Origin of the sequence: Microbacterium indicum DSM 19969 (genome assembly GCF_000422385.1) — a bacterium.
GTDB lineage: Bacteria > Actinomycetota > Actinomycetes > Actinomycetales > Microbacteriaceae > Microbacterium > Microbacterium indicum.
In genome coordinates this window covers 216169-233727 of sequence record NZ_AULR01000001.1, presented here as the reverse complement: position 1 = coordinate 233727, position 17559 = coordinate 216169, and the positions used below count along the sequence as shown (strand labels likewise).

Below are 17559 nucleotides of genomic sequence, written 5' to 3'. Positions count from 1 at the left end.
CCACCAGCGTACCGGGGGCGGGCCTGCGCGACGTTCAGCTGGTGGCGTCGCGGAGGAAGCCCTCGACGTTCACCTGGAGGGCGACGATGCGGCCCTCGCGCGCCGCCTCGACGTCGAACCCGATGTAGGCCATGGGCGGCTTCTTCCGCACGTTCTCGTTGCACTGGAACGCGTCGCACACGTAGGTCGCGATCGTGTCGCCGCGGCGCCCGGCCGCGCCGGCGCGCTTCGTGGAGAAGAGGACGACGTCGTTCGGCAGCTTGACGTCCTGGCACCACGAGCACTGGGTGCGGCTGCGGGGAGACGCCTCGGTCTGCGACATCAGCAGGCCGATGGGTCCGTCGTCGATCCACGCGACGACGTAGCCGACGCGTGGCAGCTTCGGGTCCCGCCAGCCGAGGTAGTCGATGCGATCCCAGTCGATCGCGTCGAGGTCGGGCAGGACGATGTTCTTGCGTTCGCGCACGGAGACGTTCGCGAACGACGCGCGGATCTGCGCGTCGTCGAGGGGACGCATGGGAGATGCTCCTTCGTGAGGTTCTGAGAGGTGAGGGATCCGTGCAGACGGCACGGTGGACGGCTCGGTGCTACGCCCGCGCGCCCGCCGACGCAGAGTGCGCCGACGACCTCCTCGCTCCCCGCAGGGACTCTCGTGACTTCACCTCTCCATCGTAACGCGCGCGGATCCACGCGGGCCTGGTGCGCGGCGGGGGAGCGGGGCCTAGCGTTGACGGCGATGACAGACGAGTTCCGCAAGCCCGTGTTCCGCCCGTCCGACGCCTTCGACCGCCTCTTCGCGTCGGAGGATCCGGCCGAGGTCTCGCGCGCCGCCCACGCGACGGCCGCGACGCTGCTCGCGCGCGTCCGCGAGTCGGAGGATCCGGAGATCGTCGATCGGCTCATCGGCTTCGCGACGACCCACGGCATCGACGACATCGCCCAGCTCTGGTCGCGCATGCCGGCGAAGTCGCTCCCGGGGGCGCTGTGGCGGCTCTACCTCATGCAGGTGAGCATTCATCAGGACCCGCAGACGGCGTCGCTGCTCTACGAGCGCGGCCGAAACGAGCTGCGCACCGTCGACGCCGTCGTCGCGGGGGCGCCCGCGCCGGCCTCGCCGGAGGAGCTCGTGGGGCTCATCGACACGATCCTGCGCGGCGCGTTCACGGGCGACTTCGCCGTGGCGCTCGACCGCACGGCGTCGTTCTGCCGCGTCCAGGCATCGGGCGCGACGCACATCGCCGACGACTACGAGCCGACCGAACCCGAGCGGGCGACGGGCCTGACCTCGCGGGCGAACCGGCTGAGCGCCTTCGCCGAGGATCTCACCCTCGCAGCGCGCCTGTGGCGGCGCGACGATCTGGTCTGAGGGACGAGAAGACCGGGCCGCGGAAGTACGCCTCTCGGCGGAAGGCCGCTCGAAGCGGCAAAATTTGGAGCCCGGGGTAATCCGCGACCCGGCACGTCCAGTGTAACGACAGAGCCCCGGGATGCATTCCCGGGGCTCTCAGATTCAGGTGCTGCGGATCAACCGAAGCGGCCCGAGACGTAGTCCTCGGTCGCCTTGACGGACGGCGAGGTGAAGATCTTCGTCGTGTCGTCGAACTCGATGAGGTGGCCGGGCTTGCCCGTGCCGGCGATGTTGAAGAACGCCGTCTTGTCGCTGACGCGCGAGGCCTGCTGCATGTTGTGCGTCACGATCACGACCGTGTAGTCGTTCTTGATCTCGGCGATGAGCTCCTCGATCGCGAAGGTCGAGATCGGGTCGAGCGCCGAGCAGGGCTCGTCCATGAGGATCACGTCGGGGGAGACCGCGATCGCGCGGGCGATGCAGAGGCGCTGCTGCTGGCCGCCCGAGAGGCCCGATCCGGGCTTGTCGAGGCGGTCCTTGACCTCGTTCCAGAGGTTGGCGCCGCGCAGCGACTTCTCGACGAGCGCGTCCTGGTCGCTCTTCGCCATGCGCTTGTTGTTGAGCTTGACGCCCGCGAGGACGTTCTCCTTGATCGACATCGTGGGGAACGGGTTCGGGCGCTGGAACACCATGCCCACCTGGCGGCGGACGAGCACGGGGTCGACGTCGGAGCCGTAGAGGTTCTTGCCGTCGATCAGCACCTCGCCGTCGACGTGCGCGCCGGGGATGACCTCGTGCATGCGGTTGAGCGTGCGGAGGAACGTGGACTTGCCGCAGCCCGACGGGCCGATGAACGCCGTGACGGTACCGGGCTGGATGTCGATGTTGACGCCCTCGACGGCGAGGAAGTCGCCGTAGTAGACGTTGAGGTCGTTGACTTCGATGCTCTTGGACACCTGAGTGATCCTTCTTCTGCTTCTGTCAGAGATTCGGGGTCGCTCAGCGACCGGTCTTGGGGGCGAAGAACTTCGCGACGAGGCGCGCCACGAGGTTCAGCACCATGACGATCGCGATGAGCGTCAGGGCGGCGGCCCACGCGCGGTCAGCGAACGCCTCGGGAGGGATGCCGGGGTACTTGGCCTGCATGTACGAGAACACCGGCAGCGTCGCCATCTGGCCGCTGAACATGTTGGTGTTCACGCTCGCGACCATACCCAGCGTGAGGAGCAGCGGGGCCGTCTCGCCGATGACGCGCGAGATGGCGAGCATGACGCTCGTCGTGATGCCCGCGATCGATGTGGGGAGCACGACCTTCATGATCGTCAGCCACTTCGGCACGCCGAGCGCGTACGAGGCCTCGCGGAGCTCGTTCGGGACGATGCGCAGCAGCTCCTCGGATCCTCGGACGACCGTCGGGATCATGAGGACCGACAGGGCGAGCGAGCCCATGATGCCCATGCGCGTTCCGGGGCCGACGAGGATCGCGAACACCGAGTAGATGAACAGACCCGCGACGATCGAGGGGATGCCCGTCATGACGTCGACGAGGAACGTGATGCCGCGGGCGAGCTTGCGGCCCTGGCCGTACTCGACGAGGTAGATCGACGTCATGAGACCGACGGGGACCGAGATGATCGTCGCGCCGAGCGTGACGAGGAGCGTGCCGTAGATCGCGTGGACCGCGCCGCCGCCCTCGCCGACGACGTTGCGCATCGAGAAACTGAAGAACTCGGGGTCGAAGCGGGAGATGCCGTTGGAGACCACCGTCCACAGGAGCGAGATGAGGGGGAGGAGCGCGACGAGGAACGCCGCCGTGACGAGCGCCGTCATGAGACGGTCGGTCGCGTGCCGGCGGCTCTCGGCGATCGACGAGATCACGAAGATCGCGACGACGTAGATGACGGCGCCCACGACGGCCCAGAGGCCGACGTTGAAGCTGCCGCCGCCCGCGAAGGCGAACACCGCGGCCGAGATGAGGAACGATCCTACGAGGATCGCCCAGGGGGCCCACCGGGGGAGGTGGCCCGACGTGTTTCCGCGCACGGGAGCGACGACGGTGGTGGCGGCGGTCATCAGTTGGCTCCGGAGAACTCGGCGCGGCGGGAGACGATCCAGCGCGCGATGAAGTTGACCGCGAAGGTCAGGATGAACAGGATCAGACCGGCCGCGATGAGCGTGTTGACGCCCGTGTCGTGCGCCTCGGGGAAGCGCAGCGCGATGATCGCGGGGATCGTCGTCGGGTTGTCGGAGTTCAGCAGGTGGAACGACACGATGCCGCTCGTCGAGAGCACGAGCGTGACGGCCATCGTCTCGCCGAGCGCGCGGCCGAGGCCGAGCATCGCGCCCGACACCATGCCGCTGCGGGCGAAGGGCAGGACGGCCATGCGGACCATCTCCCAGCGCGTCGCGCCGAGGGCCATCGCGGCCTCCTCGTGCAGCTTCGGCGTCTGGAGGAAGACCTCGCGGCAGATGGCGGTCATGATCGGCAGGATCATGACGGCGAGGACGAGCGCCGCCGTGAGGATCGTGCGGCCCGTCGGCGAGACCTGGCCCGCGAAGAGGGGGATCCAGCCGAGGTACTCGCCGAGCCACTGGTAGAAGGGCACGAGCGCCGGAGCGAACACCGTCATGCCCCAGAGGCCGTAGACGACCGAGGGCACGGCGGCCAGCAGGTCGATGACGTACCCGAGCGCGCCCGCGAGGCGGCGGGGCGCGTAGTGCGAGATGAAGAGGGCGATGCCGATCGAGACGGGCGTCGCGATGACGAGCGCGATGACGCTCGCCCAGATCGTGCCGAAGACGAAGGGAGCGACCCAGGCGAAGAAGTTCTGGCCCTCGAGGATGTGGTTCTGCGTCGGGTCGCCGAAGATCGCGGGGATCGACTGGATGATCAGGAAGATCGCGACGAGGGCGAGCGTGACGAGGATGATGATGCCCGCGCCGAGCGCGGTGCCCGAGAAGACGCGGTCGCCGGCGCGCTGCTTCGCCTTCGACGGCGGCGCGGGAGTCGGGGCCACCGGATCCGGGCCCGTCGTGGTCGTGGTCATCGAAGATGCTCCAGGGTGCTCTGCGAGAGAGATTCGGGGGATTTCACACGGGTGCCCCCGCGCACGCGGAACCGAGGTTATCGGGTGCGTGCGCGGGGGCCAAGATGCCGTTTCAGCCTAGGCGGAAAGCGGGATCACTCCGTGACGATGGCGTCGATCGCGGTGAGAACCTGCTCGCGCAGGTCGTCCGACAGCGGGGCGTTGCCCGCGGCGTCGGCACCGGCGGCCTGGCCGTCGGCCGAGACGACGTACTGGAAGTACGCCTTGACGAGCGCGGCGGTGTCGGCGTCGGCGTAGTTCGTGCAGCCGATCAGGTACGAGACGAGCGCGATCGGGTACGAGCCGTCGGGGGCGTTGGCGGGGTCGACCGCGAACACGAGGTCGTCGGCCTCGCGGCCCTCCTCGAGGGGCGACGCGGCGACGAGCGCGGCGGCGGCGTCGGCCGAGTACGGGACGTACTCGCCGTTGACCTCGATCGCGACCTGGCCCAGGTCGCCGGCCTGCGACGCGTCGGCGAAGCCGATCGTGCCCTCACCCTGCGTGATGGAGCTGACGACGCCCGAGGTGCCGTCGCCCGACTCGCCGCCGAGGTCGCTCGGCCACTCGTCGCTCTCCTCCCACGTCCACACGTCGGGGGCGACGGCGGCGAGGTAGGTCGTGAAGGTCTCCTGCGTGCCCGACGCGTCGGCGCGGTGCACGGGGGTGATGGCGGTGTCGGGGAGGTCGACGCCGTCGTTCTGCGAGGCGATCGCGTCGTCGTTCCACGTCGTGATCTCGCCCGCGAAGATCTTGGCGATGGTCTCGCCGTCGAGGTTCAGCGTGTCGATGCCGGGGAGGTTGAAGGCCACGGCGACGGGGGAGATGTAGGCGGGGACCTCGACGATGCCGGCCTCCGAGCACGAACCGAAGGTGCCCTGGTCGGCGATCTCGTCGGTCGTGAACGCGCGGTCGGAGCCGATGAAGTTCGACGAGCCCGACTGGAAGTTCTCGCGGCCCGTGCCCGAACCGGTCGAGGTGTAGTTGACCGTGGCGTCGGGGTTCGCGGTCTGGAAGCCGGCGACCCAGGCCTGCTGAGCGGCCTCCTGCGACGAGGCGCCCGTGGCCTCGATGGTGCCGCTGAGCGACGAAGCCGAGGCGGTCGCGTCGGCCGAGGCGTCGGTGGTCGACCCGCCCTCGTTGGCAGCGCAGCCGGCGAGGGTGAGCGCAGCGACGGCGCCGAGGGCGGCGACGCTGGAAAGACGAGTGAGCTTCACGTCACATTCCGTTCCATGTGTGTGGACTGGTGGTGCTGGGTGGGAAGCCCAACGTGTGCCGACGCTAAGCGCGGGTTCTGTCCGAAGGGGAGCGCGAAGGTGAACGGCGGGTGAACGCCGCTGGGAGATTCATCGGGGCGGCGACGGCCCGCGCGGGGCTTCGGGCCGTACGCTTCGGTCATGGCACAGAAGAACTCCGCCGAGCGCAAGGCGAAGGACGCCCTCGACGACGCCCGCACAGCGGCGAAGAAGGCGCGGAAGACCGCGAAGGACCTCTCGAAGAAGGCCGCGGCCCAGCTGGGCGAGATCGCGGCCGACGCCGAGAAGATCGCCGACACCTCGAAGAAGAAGCTCGCGAAGCATCCGAAGCGGATCCGCAAGGCCGCCGAGAAGGTCGTCGCGTCGCTCGAGAGCGAGACGAAGCGCCTCGTCAGGAAGGCCGAGAAGAAGGCGGCGAAGGCGAAGGACGCCGTCGTCGAGAAGGTCGCCGAGGTCGTGCCCGAGGCGCCGGTCGTGCGGCGACCCGCGGCGAAGACCCCGCCCGCCGCGAAGCCCGCGCCGGCGGCGGAGCCCGCGGCAGGCGACCTCGCGTCGCTCACCGTCGTGCAGCTGCGCGCGCGGGCCCGCGCCGAGGGCCGCACGGGCTACTCGCGGCTCACGAAGGCCGCGCTCATCGAGCTGCTGGGCAGCTGAGCACAGCAGGCCGAAGGGGCCCCGGATCCGCTGGGATCCGGGGCCTCTCGCCTCATCCGAGGCGGAAGTCGCTCACGACAGGAGCGTGGTCGCTCCAGCGCGCGTCGTACGACGGGTAGCGGTCGACGCGGTACGCCTCGGCCCGCTCCGCGAGCGCCGGGGTCGCGAGGTGGTAGTCGATGCGCCAGCCCGTGTCGGTGTCGAAAGCCTGCCCGCGGTTCGACCACCACGTGTAGGGGCCGGGGGTCTCGCCCGAGAGGCGGCGGCCGAGGTCGACGTATCCGAGGCCCGTGCGGCCCTCGCTGTAGGCGCGCGTGTCGCTGAGCGCGCCGACCTGGCCGCGGCCGATGCCCTCCTGGCCCGCGACCGCGTCGCCCGCCGCCGTGAGGAATCGGTCGAAGTAGGCTCGCTCGCGCGCGAGGTAGCCCGACTTCTTGACGTTGCCCTTCCAGTTCTTGATGTCGAACTCGCGGTGCCCGACGTTGAGATCGCCCGTGACGAGGACGAGGGCGCCTCCGGCGGAGAGCTCGGCCATGCGCGCCTCCATCGCGTCGAGGAACGCCCACTTCTGCACCTGCTTGGGCGTGTCGGCCTCGCCGGAGTGCACGTACGCGCTCACCACCGTGACGACGTCGTCGCCGATGCGGAAGTCGGCCTCGAGCCAGCGGCCGTCCTGGTCGAGCGGGTCGATCCCCAGGTCGGTGCGGCTCGCGAGGGCGGGCTCGCGCGACGCGATCGCGACGCCCGCGCGGCCCTTCTGCGGCGCCTCGTGGTTGAGCAGGTGCCAGCCGGGCATGAGCGCCTCGAGCTGCTCGCGGGTCGCGCGCACCTCCTGGATCGTGAGGATGTCGACGTCGCTCGTGGAGAGCCACGCGTCCATGCCATTGCGGGCCGCGGCGCGGATCCCGTTGACGTTGATGGAGGCGATGCGGGTCATAGGGTCCAGCCTAGGAGAGACCGCCGACACGCGAAGGAGCCGGCCCCGGCAGGGGACCGGCTCCCGGGGAGTCGTCGATCAGCGGACGCCCGTGAGGACCGCCTGCTTGACCTCGGCGATCGCCTTCGTGATCTCGATGCCGCGGGGGCACGCCTCGGTGCAGTTGAAGGTCGTGCGGCAGCGCCACACGCCCTCCTTGTCGTTGAGCACGTCGAGGCGGACCTGCGCCTCGTCGTCACGCGAGTCGAAGATGAAGCGGTGCGCGTTCACGATCGCGGCGGGGCCGAAGTACTGGCCGTCGGTCCAGAACACGGGGCAGCTCGACGTGCACGCGGCGCAGAGGATGCACTTCGTGGTGTCGTCGAAGCGGGCGCGGTCCTCGATCGACTGCACGCGCTCCTTGCCCTTCTCGGGGGCCGAGTGCGACTGGAGGAACGGCTGCACCGCGCGGAACGACGCGAAGAACGGCTCCATGTCGACGATGAGGTCCTTCTCGAGGGGAAGGCCCTTGATCGCCTCGACGTACACGGGCTGCGAGATGTCGAGGTCCTTGATGAGCGTCTTGCAGGCCAGTCGGTTGCGGCCGTTGATGCGCATCGCGTCGGATCCGCAGATGCCGTGCGCGCACGAACGGCGGAACGACAGGGATCCGTCGATGTCCCACTTGATCTTGTGCAGCGCGTCGAGCACGCGGTCGGTCGGGTACATCTCGACGTCGTAGTCGACCCAGCGCGGCTCGGCGTCCTTCTCGGGGTCGAAGCGCCGCACCATGAACGTGACGACGTACGACTGGATGACCTCTTCTGCGGGGGCCTCGGCGACGGCGGTCGACATGGTCAGTACTTCCTCTCCATCGGCGCGTAGCGCAGCTCGCCGTTCTCGTCCTTCGTGAAGACGACCGGCTTCCATTCGAGATCGATGTGGTCCTCGGGGTTGGGCGAGTGGGGGTCGCCCGTGAGGTACGCCATCGTGTGCTTCATGTAGTTCTCGTCGTCGCGCGTGGCGTAGTCCTCGCGCATGTGGCCGCCGCGGCTCTCCTTGCGGTTGCGGGCGGCGTAGGCGACGATCTCGGCGAGGTCGAGCAGGAAGCCCAGCTCGATCGCCTCGAGCAGGTCGGTGTTGAACCGCTTGCCCTTGTCGTCGACGTACACGTTCTTGTAGCGCTGGCGCAGGTCGTGGATCGTGCCGAGGACGTTCGTGAGCGTCTCCTCGGTGCGGAACACCTGCGCGTTCGCGTCCATCTCCTCCTGCAGCGTGCGGCGGATGTCGGCCACGCGCTCGGTGCCGTTCGAGGAGCGGATCTGCTCGACCATCTCGCGGACGCCGCGGGCGGGATCCTCGGGCAGCGGGACGAACTCGGCCGTCTTCGCGTAGGCCACGGCGTTGCGGCCCGACCGCTTGCCGAACACGTTGATGTCGAGCAGCGAGTTCGTGCCGAGGCGGTTGGATCCGTGCACCGACACGCACGCGCACTCGCCGGCCGCGTAGAGGCCGGGGACGACGGTGTCGTTGTCGGCGAGCACCTCGGCGTCGTTGTTCGTCGGGATGCCGCCCATCGCGTAGTGCGCCGTCGGCATCACGGGGACGGGCTCGACGACCGGGTCGACGCCCAGGTACGTGCGGGCGAACTCGGTGATGTCGGGCAGCTTCGTCTCAAGCACCTCGGCGCCGAGGTGGGTGCAGTCGAGGTAGACGTAGTCCTTGTGGGGGCCGGCGCCGCGGCCCTCGAGGACCTCCTTGACCATCGAACGCGCCACGATGTCGCGCGGCGCGAGGTCCTTGATCGTCGGGGCGTACCGCTCCATGAACCGCTCGCCCGAGGCGTTGCGGAGGATCGCGCCCTCGCCTCGCGCTCCCTCGGTCAGGAGGATGCCGAGGCCCGCGAGCCCCGTCGGGTGGAACTGGAAGAACTCGATGTCCTCGAGGGGGAGGCCCTTGCGCCAGACGATGCCGACGCCGTCGCCCGTGAGGGTGTGGGCGTTCGAGGTCGTCTTGAACATCTTGCCGAAGCCGCCGGTCGCGAAGATCACGGCCTTCGAGTGGAAGACGTGCAGATCGCCCGTCGCGAGCTCCAGCGCCACGATGCCCGCGATCTTCGTGGATCCGTCGTCGGCCTTCACGGTGATGAGGTCGAGCGCGTAGAACTCGTTGAAGAAGTTGATGCCGAGCTTGACGCAGTTCTGGTACAGCGTCTGCAAGATCATGTGGCCCGTGCGGTCGGCGGCGTAGCAGGCGCGGCGCACGGGCGACTTGCCGTGCTCGCGCGTGTGCCCGCCGAAGCGTCGCTGGTCGATCTTGCCGTCGGGCGTGCGGTTGAACGGCAGGCCCATGTTCTCGAGGTCGATGACGGCGTCGATGGCCTCCTTCGCGAGGATCTCGGCCGCGTCCTGGTCGACGAGGTAGTCGCCGCCCTTGATCGTGTCGAAGGTGTGCCACTCCCACGAGTCGTCCTCGACGTTCGCGAGGGCGGCGGCCATGCCGCCCTGCGCCGCGCCCGTGTGCGAGCGCGTGGGGTAGAGCTTCGTCACGACGGCGGTCTTCGCACCGGGGCCCGCCTCGATGGCGGCCCGCATGCCGGCGCCGCCGGCGCCCACGATGACGACGTCGAACTCGTGGTAGTAGACGCCGTCGCGGAGCTCGGCGTCGGGGTACGCAGTGGAAGTCATTCCTCAGTCAATCTGTCGCGTCAGAGGGCGGAGCACGCGTCGGCGATCGCGCCGCCGGGGGTCGCGCCGAGGCAGGGGTCGAAGGTGAACACGACGAGCGTGCCGAGCAGGATCATGAGCGCTGCGACGATCCCGATCACCCAGATCAGGACGCGGCGGGCCGTCTGGTTCAGCACGTAGTCGTTCACGATCGTGCGCATGCCGTTCGCGCCGTGGATGAACGCGAGCCAGAGCATCAGGACGTCCCACCACTGCCAGAACGGGTTCGTCAGCTTGCCGGCGACGAACGCGAAGTCGAGGGCGTGGATGCCCTCGCCGAGCATGAGGTTGACGAACAGGTGTCCGAAGATCAGCACGACGAGCAGGACGCCCGAGACGCGCATGTACAGCCAGCCCCACTTCTCCCAGTTGGAGCCCTTCGCGCGGGCCGGGGTGCGGGGTGCGGCGAGAGTGTCGGCGGTCATCTTCAGCCTCCGATGCCCGAGAAGACGTTGATCAGGTGGCGCCAGCTGAAGCCGATCATGACGACGGCCCAGACGGCGATGACGATCCAGAACATGGCGCGCTGGTGCTTCGCGCCCTTCGACCAGAAGTCGATCAGGATGATCCGGATCCCGTTGAACGCGTGGAACGCGATGCCCGCGACGAGGACGACCTCGCCGAGCCCCATGACGGGGTTCTTGTACGTGCCGATGACCGCGTCGTACGCCTCAGGGGAGACCCGGATGAGCGCCGTGTCGAGCACATGGACCAGCAGGAAGAAGAAGATGGCGACGCCGGTGATGCGGTGCAGCACCCACGACCACATGCCTTCGCGGCCGCGGTACAGGGTGCCTCGCGGAACCTTCGACGTGGTGTTCTTCACGTCGGGAGTGAGTCGCGCGGTTGCGGACACGATCGTCCTCTCTGATCGATTGTGGGAGCCCCGCACGGCGACGACGTCGCGCGCGTGCGAACCGGGTTTCAGGCTACTCCCAGGGGTGCCGGGGTGCGACGAAGGCTCGCCTAAGTATCTCGATGCCGAGATAAACCGTCGGTCACGCGATCGTGATCCGCGCCGGGTACGGTGTCGGGCATGGCTCAGCCGATCGACGACTTCTACGCCGTGATCCCCGCAGGCGGGATCGGATCCCGCCTCTGGCCGATCTCCCGCGCGGAGTCGCCCAAGTTCCTGCACGACCTGACGGGCGCCGGCGAGTCGCTCCTGCAGATGACGTGGGACCGCCTGCTCCCGCTCGCCCCGCGCGAGCGCATCGCGGTCGTCACGGGCCGCGCGCACGGCGTCAAGGTCGAGGAGTCGCTGCCCGACGTCGACCCCGCGAACGTCTTCATCGAGATCGACCAGCGCGACTCCGCCGCGGCGATCGGGCTCGCCGCGGCGGTGATCGAGAAGCGCCACCCGGGCGCGATCATCGGATCCTTCGCCGCCGACCACGTCATCAAGCGCCAGCGCGTCTTCGAGTTCACGGTCCGCCAGGCCGTCGCCGCGGCGCGCGAGGGGTTCATCGCGACGATCGGGATCCAGCCCTCGGAGCCCGCCGTCGGGTTCGGGTACATCAAGACGGGGGAGGAGCTCGACATCGACGACGCTCCGCTCGCCGCCCTCGTCGAGCGCTTCGTCGAGAAGCCCGACCTCGACACCGCACGCGTCTACTTCGCCGACCGCTCGTACCTCTGGAACGCGGGCATGTTCATCTCGCGCGCCGACGTCCTGCTCGGCGAGATCGCCGCGAACCAACCCGAGCTGCACGCGGGTCTCGTCGAGATCGCCGAGGCGTGGGACACCGACGCGCGCCAGGAGGTCGCGGAGCGGGTGTGGCCCACGCTGACGAAGATCGCGATCGACTACGCGGTGGCGGAGCCCGCCGCCGACAAGGGCAAGCTCGCCGTCGTCCCCGGCCAGTTCGATTGGGACGACGTGGGCGACTTCGCGAGCCTGTGGACCCTCCTCTCCGGCGGGGTGCGCGACGACGTGACGGTCGTCGGGGCGCACGACAACGTGCTGAGCGACGAGGCCACGGGCCTCGTCGTCGCGAACACCGACCGGGTCGTCGCGGTCATCGGCGTCGAGGACGTCATCGTCGTCGACACCCCCGACGCCCTGCTCGTCACGACGCCCGAGCACGCGCAGCGGGTCAAGTCGGCGGTCACGGCGCTCCAGCAGCGCGGCCGCAGCAGCGTCCTCTGATCGACACGCGTCGCCTCGGTGACGCATGTGTCACGATCGTGTTTCGCGTGCCGACGGGGTCGTGCGATCCGCCCGCCAGCGGATAACGTGAGCACACTGCTTCATGCGCGGCGGGCGTCCCTGTGCCCTCTGCGAGGGGCTGAACACCAGGAGGACACAGCGTGACCAAGACGATCAAGCGCGCCGCCTTCGGCGGCCTGGCGGTGGCCGGCACCGCGCTTCTGCTCGCCGCGTGCGGCGCAGCGCCCGAAGACAGCGGCTCGAGCTCGGGCGGCGACGCCGCGACCGACTTCCAGCCCTGCCTGCTCTCGGACGAGGGCGGCTGGAACGACCGCTCGTTCAACCAGTCGGCCAAGGAGGGCATGGACGCCGCGGCCGACGAGCTCGGCATCACCTCGATCGACATGGAGTCGACGAACGCGAACGACTACGCGCCCAACATGGAGGAGCTCGTCTCCCAGGGCTGCGACCTGATCGTGTCGGTCGGCTTCAACCTGTCGGCGACGACGATCGAGTCGGCGACGGCGAACCCCGACATCGCGTACGCGATCATCGACGACTTCGCCGACGGCGACGGCGACGGCGAGCCCGACGCCCCGAACATCCGCCCCATCGTCTTCAACACGGCCGAGGCCGCCTACCTCGGCGGCTACGCCGCGGCGGCGTGGTCCGACCAGCAGGGCGGCAACGGCGTCGGCACCTTCGGCGGCGCGCAGATCCCCTCGGTGACGGTCTTCATGGACGGCTTCGAGCAGGGCGTCCAGAAGTACAACGACGACAAGGGCACCGACATCCCGTTCGTCGGCTGGGACCAGTCCGCGCAGTCGGGTCTGTTCACCGGATCCTTCGAGGCCAACGACGTCGCGCGTCAGACGGCCGACCAGGTCCTCTCGCAGGGCGTCGACGTCGTGCTGCCCGTCGGCGGCCCGATCTACACCTCGGCGATCGCGGCGATCCGCGACTCGTACCCCGACGCGCTGATCCTCGGCGTCGACAGCGACCTCGCCGTCGCCGAGCCCGACAGCGCCGACGTCACGCTCGTCTCGGTCATGAAGGCCATCGACGAGGCGACGCACGACGTCGTCATCTCGGCCTCCGAATCCGACGAGTTCGACGCGACGCCGTACATCGGCACCCTCGAGAACGACGGCGTCGGCCTCTCGAGCTTCCACGACTTCGAGTCGCAGCTGCCCGACGGCCTGACCGACGAGCTCGACGACCTGAAGGCGCAGATCCTCTCGGGCGACATCACCGTCGAGTCGGACAACTCGCCCTCCTGACGGGCGGAAGCACCATGCGGGGCGACCGGAGGCTGATCCGGTCGCCCCGCATGGTGCCGTCTGCCCTCTACCTCCCGATCAGGCCTTCGCGTTAGGTTGACCCTATGAAGCTCGAGCTCCGCGGAATCACGAAGAGATTCGGCAGCCTCGTCGCCAACGACCGCATCAGTATCTCCGTCGAGCCCGGCGAGATCCACGCCCTCCTGGGCGAGAACGGCGCCGGCAAGTCCACGCTCATGAACGTCCTTTACGGCCTCTACCAGGCCGACGAAGGCGAGATCGTCATCGACGGCGTCACGCAGAACTTCCGCGGCCCCGGCGACGCGATGGCGGCGGGAATCGGCATGGTGCACCAGCACTTCATGCTGATCCCCGTCTTCTCGGTCGCCGAGAACGTCGCGCTCGGGCACGAGGCGACGACGCGGATCGGATCCCTCGACCTGCGCAGCGCGCGCCGCCAGGTGCGCGAGGTCGCCGACCGCTTCGGCTTCCAGGTCGACCCCGACGCGCTCATCGAGAACCTGCCGGTCGGCGTGCAGCAGCGCGTCGAGATCATCAAGGCGCTCGCGCGCGACGCCGAGGTGCTCGTGTTCGACGAGCCGACCGCCGTGCTCACGCCGCAGGAGACCGACGAGCTGATGGCGATCATGCGGCAGCTGCGCGAGGAGGGCAAGGGCATCGTCTTCATCACGCACAAGCTGCGCGAGGTGCGCGAGGTCGCCGACCGCATCACGGTCATCCGCCGCGGCGCCGTCGTGGGCGAGGCGAGCCCGACGTCGACGAACGCCGAGCTCGCGAGCCTCATGGTCGGGCGCGCCGTCGAGCTGACGGTCCGGAAGGGCCCCGCGTCGCCCCAGCCCGGCGGACTCGTGGTCTCGGGCCTCAGCGTCCGCGACGACGCCGGCCAGGTCGTCGTCGACGACGTGAGCTTCGACGTGCATCCCGGCGAGATCCTCGCGATCGCGGGCGTGCAGGGAAACGGCCAGACCGAGCTGACCGAGGCGCTCCTCGGGCTCGAGAGCCACGTGACGGGATCCGTGACCCTCGGGGGCGAGGAGCTCAACGGCCGGAGCGTGCACGAGATCCTCGCGGCCGGCGTCGGGTACGTGCCCGAGGACCGCAACGTCGACGGCCTCGTCGGCGCGATGTCGATCGCCGAGAACCTCATCCTCGACCGAACCGACACCGGCGAGTTCACGTCGGCCGGCACGCTGAGGCGCCGCGCCATGACGGAGTTCGCCGAGGCGCGCATCGCCGAGTTCGACATCCGCGCGCAGGGGCCGCTCACGGCGGCGGGCACGCTGTCCGGCGGCAACCAGCAGAAGGTCGTCGTGGCGCGCGAGATGAACCGCGACATCACGATGCTCGTCGCGGCGCAGCCCACGCGCGGCGTCGACGTCGGATCGATCGAGTTCATCCACTCCCGCATCGTCGCGGCGCGCGACGACGGCCTCGCGGTCGTCGTCGTCTCGACCGAGCTCGACGAGGTCTCGGCGCTCGCCGACCGGATCGCGGTCATGTATCGCGGCCGCATCGTCGGCATCGTGCCCGGCGACACCCCACGCGACACGCTCGGCCTGCTCATGGCCGGAGCCGACATCACGGAGCAGGCCGTATGAGCACCGACAACACGACGCCCGAGGCGCCTCGGGGCAACCAGATCCTGCGTGAGATCATGCGCGGGCGGCTCGTCACGACGATCCTCGCCCTCGTCGTGGCGCTCGTCATCGGCGGGATCCTCATCGCCGTCACGAGCGAGGACGTCATCGCCTCAGCCGGCTACTTCTTCGCCCGCCCGAGCGACATGCTCAGCGCGATCGGCCAGGCCGTCGCCGGCGGGTACAGCGCCCTCTTCCGCGGAGCGATCTACAACACCAACGCCGACGACTTCCTCACGGGGATCCGCTCGCTGACGAACTCGATCGGCTACGCGGCCCCGCTCATCGCGGCGGGCCTCGGCGTCGCGGTCGCGTTCCGCGCGGGCCTGTTCAACATCGGCGGCCAGGGGCAGATCATCTTCGGCGCGGCCTTCGCGGCGCTCATCGCCTTCCCGATGGACCTCCCTGGCCCCGCCATGCTCGTCATGGTCCTCATCGGCGCCGTCGTCGGCGGCGCGATCTGGGCCGGGATCGTCGGACTCCTCAAGGCGCTCACGGGCGCCCACGAGGTGATCCTCTCGATCATGCTCAACTACATCGCCGTGTACCTCGTGACCTGGATGGTCTCGACGGCCGGCGTGCTGCAGAACCCCAACGGCAACCAGCCGATCTCGGCGGCGACGCCGGCCGCGGCGCAGTACCCGAACCTCCTCGGCGTCCGGTACCCGGCGCTCGACTGGGGCTTCGTCGTCGTCCTCGCCGCCGCGGCGGTCGTGTGGTGGCTCATGGAGCGCTCGGCGCTCGGCATGCGCATGCGCGCCGTCGGCGAGAACCCCCACGCGGCGCGCGCCGCGGGCATCTCGGTCAACCGGATCTACATCTACGCGATGGTCATCGCGGGCGCCCTCTCGGGCCTCGCGGCGTCGCAGCAGATCCAGGGCGCCGTGACGAGCGGCTTCACGGCGTCGATCGACGCGGGCTTCGGCTTCGACGCGATCACGGTCGCGCTGCTCGGCGGCAACCGCGTCTGGGGCACCGTCGCCGCGGGCGTGCTGTTCGGCGCGCTCAAGGCCGGGTCGTACTCGATGCAGGCGTCGGAGGGGATCCCCGTCGACATCGTCCTCGTCGTGCAGGCGGTCGTCGTGCTGTTCGTCGCGGCCCCGCCGCTCGTGCGCGCGATCTTCTTCCTCCCGAAGAGCGAGGCGGAGAGACGCGCGAAGGCCAGAGAGAAGCAGGCGAAGAAGGCGGTGGCGAAGTGAGCAGCGTCGTGAACGAGACCGTCGTCCCCGACGAGTCGCCCATCGAGCACCGCGTCGTCAAGGTGCGCAGCTGGAAGCTGCCGATCACGTTCGCCGTCGTCACGGTGATCCTCGGCGTCCTCTTCCTCGCCTCGCCCCGCGGCGGCGACGCCGTCTTCCGCCTCTCGGGCGGCCCGTCGGCGATCCAGCTCGGCGACATCAGCGTCCCCGCGATCCCGGCCGCCTGGACCGGCATCGTGATCATGGCCGCGCTCACGGCGTGGTCGATATTCGCGGCGTCGACCTACCGCAGGACGACGATCTGGGTTCCGATCGCGTTCGCGCTCTTCGGCATCTTCGCCTTCCTCGCGTGGGCGGGCGCCGATGGCCTGATCCCCGTCGTGAGCCTGCTCTCGGGCGCGCTCTCGCTCTCGGTCCCGCTCGTGTTCGGCGCCCTCGGCGGCGTGGTCGGCGAGCGCGTCGGCGTCGTGAACATCGCGATCGAGGGGCAGCTGCTGCTCGGCGCGTTCACGGCGACGATCATCTCGTCGGTCACCGACAACGCGTTCCTCGGCCTCATCGGCGCGATGGTCGGAGGCGCCCTCGTCTCGGTCCTGCTCGCGGTGTTCGCGATCACCTATCGCGTGGCACAGGTCATCGTCGGCGTGGTCCTCAACGTGCTCGTCGCGGGTCTCACGACGTTCCTCTACGGCATCATCCTCGTGCCGAACGAGCTCGACCTGAACCGCGCCACGACCTTCAAGGCGTGGGCGATCCCCGGCCTCAGCGAGATCCCCGTGATCGGGCCGATCCTCTTCAACCAGACGTTCATCGTCTACCTCATGTACATCGCCGTCGCGCTCGTGGCGTGGGGCCTGTACCGCACACGCTGGGGCCTGCGCCTCCGCGCCGTCGGCGAGCACCCGCAGGCGGCGGACACCGTGGGCATCCGGGTCAACGCGACGCGGTTCTGGAACGTGATCCTGGCGGGCGCGATCGCGGGCATCGGCGGTGCGTACTTCACGCTCGTCTCGGTCCCGCAGTTCAGCGAGGAGATGACGGCGGGACTCGGATACATCGCCCTCGCGGCCGTGATCTTCGGCGGCTGGGATCCGATCCGGGCGGCACTCGCGGGCCTGCTCTTCGGGTTCGCGAACCAGCTGCAGAGCCTGCTCGTCGTCCTCGGGACGCCGATCCCGAGCCAGTTCATGCTCATGCTGCCCTACCTCGTGACGGTCCTCGCCGTCGCCGGGTTCGTCGGGCAGTCGCGCGCCCCCGCCGCCTCGGGCACGCCCTACGTCAAGGAGTGAT

General features: G+C 69.4%; 17 protein-coding genes. 7 read left to right on the top strand and 10 right to left on the bottom strand.

Annotated elements, in window-relative coordinates; translation table 11 throughout:
• Positions 1-34 precede the first annotated feature (34 nt).
• Complete coding sequence (locus tag H576_RS0101025) at positions 35-517, bottom strand: FBP domain-containing protein (RefSeq protein WP_029149371.1); 483 nt, start codon at positions 515-517, stop codon at positions 35-37.
• Positions 518-736: 219 nt separating this feature from the next.
• Here H576_RS0101025 and H576_RS0101020 point away from each other — a divergent pair, with 219 nt between their 5' ends.
• On the top strand, positions 737-1366 hold the full coding sequence (locus tag H576_RS0101020; protein WP_029149370.1) for a hypothetical protein: 630 nt from the start codon (positions 737-739) through the stop codon (positions 1364-1366).
• A 158-nt stretch (positions 1367-1524) separates the two neighbouring features.
• On the opposite strand, the gene pstB is transcribed toward H576_RS0101020, so the two are convergent.
• The 4 genes from pstB to pstS all read right to left on the bottom strand — a co-directional run bounded on the left by pstB (position 1525) and on the right by pstS (position 5648).
• On the bottom strand, positions 1525-2304 hold the full coding sequence (gene pstB, locus H576_RS0101015) for a phosphate ABC transporter ATP-binding protein PstB (protein WP_029149369.1): 780 nt from the start codon (positions 2302-2304) through the stop codon (positions 1525-1527).
• Between the two features lie 43 nt (positions 2305-2347).
• Complete coding sequence (gene pstA, locus H576_RS0101010) at positions 2348-3421, bottom strand: phosphate ABC transporter permease PstA (RefSeq protein ID WP_029149368.1); 1074 nt, start codon at positions 3419-3421, stop codon at positions 2348-2350.
• Positions 3421-4395: a phosphate ABC transporter permease subunit PstC gene (gene pstC, locus H576_RS0101005; protein WP_051171982.1), complete on the bottom strand. Its 975-nt coding sequence runs from the start codon at positions 4393-4395 to the stop codon at positions 3421-3423. Before pstC ends, pstA begins: the two co-directional genes overlap by 1 nt.
• 134 nt (positions 4396-4529) lie before the next feature.
• Positions 4530-5648 carry a phosphate ABC transporter substrate-binding protein PstS gene (gene pstS / locus H576_RS0101000; protein WP_029149366.1) on the bottom strand — a complete coding sequence of 373 codons (1119 nt, stop codon included), beginning with the start codon at positions 5646-5648 and terminating at the stop codon, positions 4530-4532.
• A 180-nt stretch (positions 5649-5828) separates the two neighbouring features.
• On the opposite strand from pstS, the gene H576_RS16010 reads away from it, so the two are divergent.
• Positions 5829-6341, top strand: coding sequence for a hypothetical protein (locus tag H576_RS16010; protein WP_051171980.1), 513 nt, complete (start codon positions 5829-5831; stop codon positions 6339-6341).
• A 52-nt stretch (positions 6342-6393) separates the two neighbouring features.
• On the opposite strand, the gene H576_RS0100980 is transcribed toward H576_RS16010, so the two are convergent.
• The 5 genes from H576_RS0100980 to sdhC form a co-directional block, all read right to left on the bottom strand.
• The gene (locus tag H576_RS0100980) at positions 6394-7278 is read right to left on the bottom strand and encodes an exodeoxyribonuclease III (RefSeq protein ID WP_156888066.1); all 885 of its coding nucleotides are present in this window, start codon (positions 7276-7278) and stop codon (positions 6394-6396) included.
• A gap of 78 nt (positions 7279-7356) precedes the next feature.
• On the bottom strand, positions 7357-8112 hold the full coding sequence (locus H576_RS0100975) for a succinate dehydrogenase iron-sulfur subunit (RefSeq protein WP_029149363.1): 756 nt from the start codon (positions 8110-8112) through the stop codon (positions 7357-7359).
• 2 nt (positions 8113-8114) lie between these two features.
• Positions 8115-9944, bottom strand: coding sequence for a succinate dehydrogenase flavoprotein subunit (gene sdhA, locus H576_RS0100970; protein ID WP_029149362.1), 1830 nt, complete (start codon positions 9942-9944; stop codon positions 8115-8117).
• A gap of 20 nt (positions 9945-9964) precedes the next feature.
• Complete coding sequence (locus H576_RS0100965; protein WP_029149361.1) at positions 9965-10408, bottom strand: succinate dehydrogenase hydrophobic membrane anchor subunit; 444 nt, start codon at positions 10406-10408, stop codon at positions 9965-9967.
• A gap of 2 nt (positions 10409-10410) precedes the next feature.
• The gene (gene sdhC, locus H576_RS0100960) at positions 10411-10839 is read right to left on the bottom strand and encodes a succinate dehydrogenase, cytochrome b556 subunit (protein WP_084502315.1); all 429 of its coding nucleotides are present in this window, start codon (positions 10837-10839) and stop codon (positions 10411-10413) included.
• 180 nt (positions 10840-11019) lie between these two features.
• On the opposite strand from sdhC, the gene H576_RS0100955 reads away from it, so the two are divergent.
• From H576_RS0100955 to H576_RS0100935, 5 genes are all read left to right on the top strand, one after another.
• Positions 11020-12132 carry a mannose-1-phosphate guanylyltransferase gene (locus tag H576_RS0100955; protein WP_029149359.1) on the top strand — a complete coding sequence of 371 codons (1113 nt, stop codon included), beginning with the start codon at positions 11020-11022 and terminating at the stop codon, positions 12130-12132.
• A 161-nt stretch (positions 12133-12293) separates the two neighbouring features.
• Positions 12294-13412 carry a BMP family lipoprotein gene (locus tag H576_RS0100950; protein ID WP_051171978.1) on the top strand — a complete coding sequence of 373 codons (1119 nt, stop codon included), beginning with the start codon at positions 12294-12296 and terminating at the stop codon, positions 13410-13412.
• A gap of 104 nt (positions 13413-13516) precedes the next feature.
• A complete protein-coding gene (locus H576_RS0100945; protein WP_029149357.1) occupies positions 13517-15031 on the top strand; it encodes an ABC transporter ATP-binding protein in 1515 nt (504 codons plus the stop codon).
• A complete protein-coding gene (locus H576_RS13850; RefSeq protein ID WP_051171976.1) occupies positions 15028-16269 on the top strand; it encodes an ABC transporter permease in 1242 nt (413 codons plus the stop codon). The genes H576_RS0100945 and H576_RS13850 overlap by 4 nt, the downstream gene beginning before the upstream one ends.
• Entirely contained in the window at positions 16266-17558 is a 1293-nt protein-coding gene (locus H576_RS0100935; RefSeq protein WP_084502313.1) for an ABC transporter permease, read from the top strand. The genes H576_RS13850 and H576_RS0100935 overlap by 4 nt, the downstream gene beginning before the upstream one ends.
• Position 17559: the final 1 nt, after the last annotated feature.

Bases quoted from the DNA above. Each gene is read 5' to 3' on its own strand.
- H576_RS16010 (WP_051171980.1), top strand. From the start codon at position 5,829: ATGGCACAGAAGAACTCCGCCGAGCGCAAGGCGAAGGACGCCCTCGAC.
- H576_RS13850 (WP_051171976.1), top strand. From the start codon at position 15,028: ATGAGCACCGACAACACGACGCCCGAGGCGCCTCGGGGCAACCAGATC.
- H576_RS0100975 (WP_029149363.1), bottom strand. From the start codon at position 8,112: ATGTCGACCGCCGTCGCCGAGGCCCCCGCAGAAGAGGTCATCCAGTCG.
- H576_RS0100955 (WP_029149359.1), top strand. From the start codon at position 11,020: ATGGCTCAGCCGATCGACGACTTCTACGCCGTGATCCCCGCAGGCGGG.
- H576_RS0101020 (WP_029149370.1), top strand. From the start codon at position 737: ATGACAGACGAGTTCCGCAAGCCCGTGTTCCGCCCGTCCGACGCCTTC.
- H576_RS0100980 (WP_156888066.1), bottom strand. From the start codon at position 7,278: ATGACCCGCATCGCCTCCATCAACGTCAACGGGATCCGCGCCGCGGCC.
- sdhA (WP_029149362.1), bottom strand. From the start codon at position 9,944: ATGACTTCCACTGCGTACCCCGACGCCGAGCTCCGCGACGGCGTCTAC.
- H576_RS0100965 (WP_029149361.1), bottom strand. From the start codon at position 10,408: ATGACCGCCGACACTCTCGCCGCACCCCGCACCCCGGCCCGCGCGAAG.
- H576_RS0100945 (WP_029149357.1), top strand. From the start codon at position 13,517: ATGAAGCTCGAGCTCCGCGGAATCACGAAGAGATTCGGCAGCCTCGTC.
- pstC (WP_051171982.1), bottom strand. From the start codon at position 4,395: ATGACCACGACCACGACGGGCCCGGATCCGGTGGCCCCGACTCCCGCG.
- H576_RS0101025 (WP_029149371.1), bottom strand. From the start codon at position 517: ATGCGTCCCCTCGACGACGCGCAGATCCGCGCGTCGTTCGCGAACGTC.
- pstA (WP_029149368.1), bottom strand. From the start codon at position 3,421: ATGACCGCCGCCACCACCGTCGTCGCTCCCGTGCGCGGAAACACGTCG.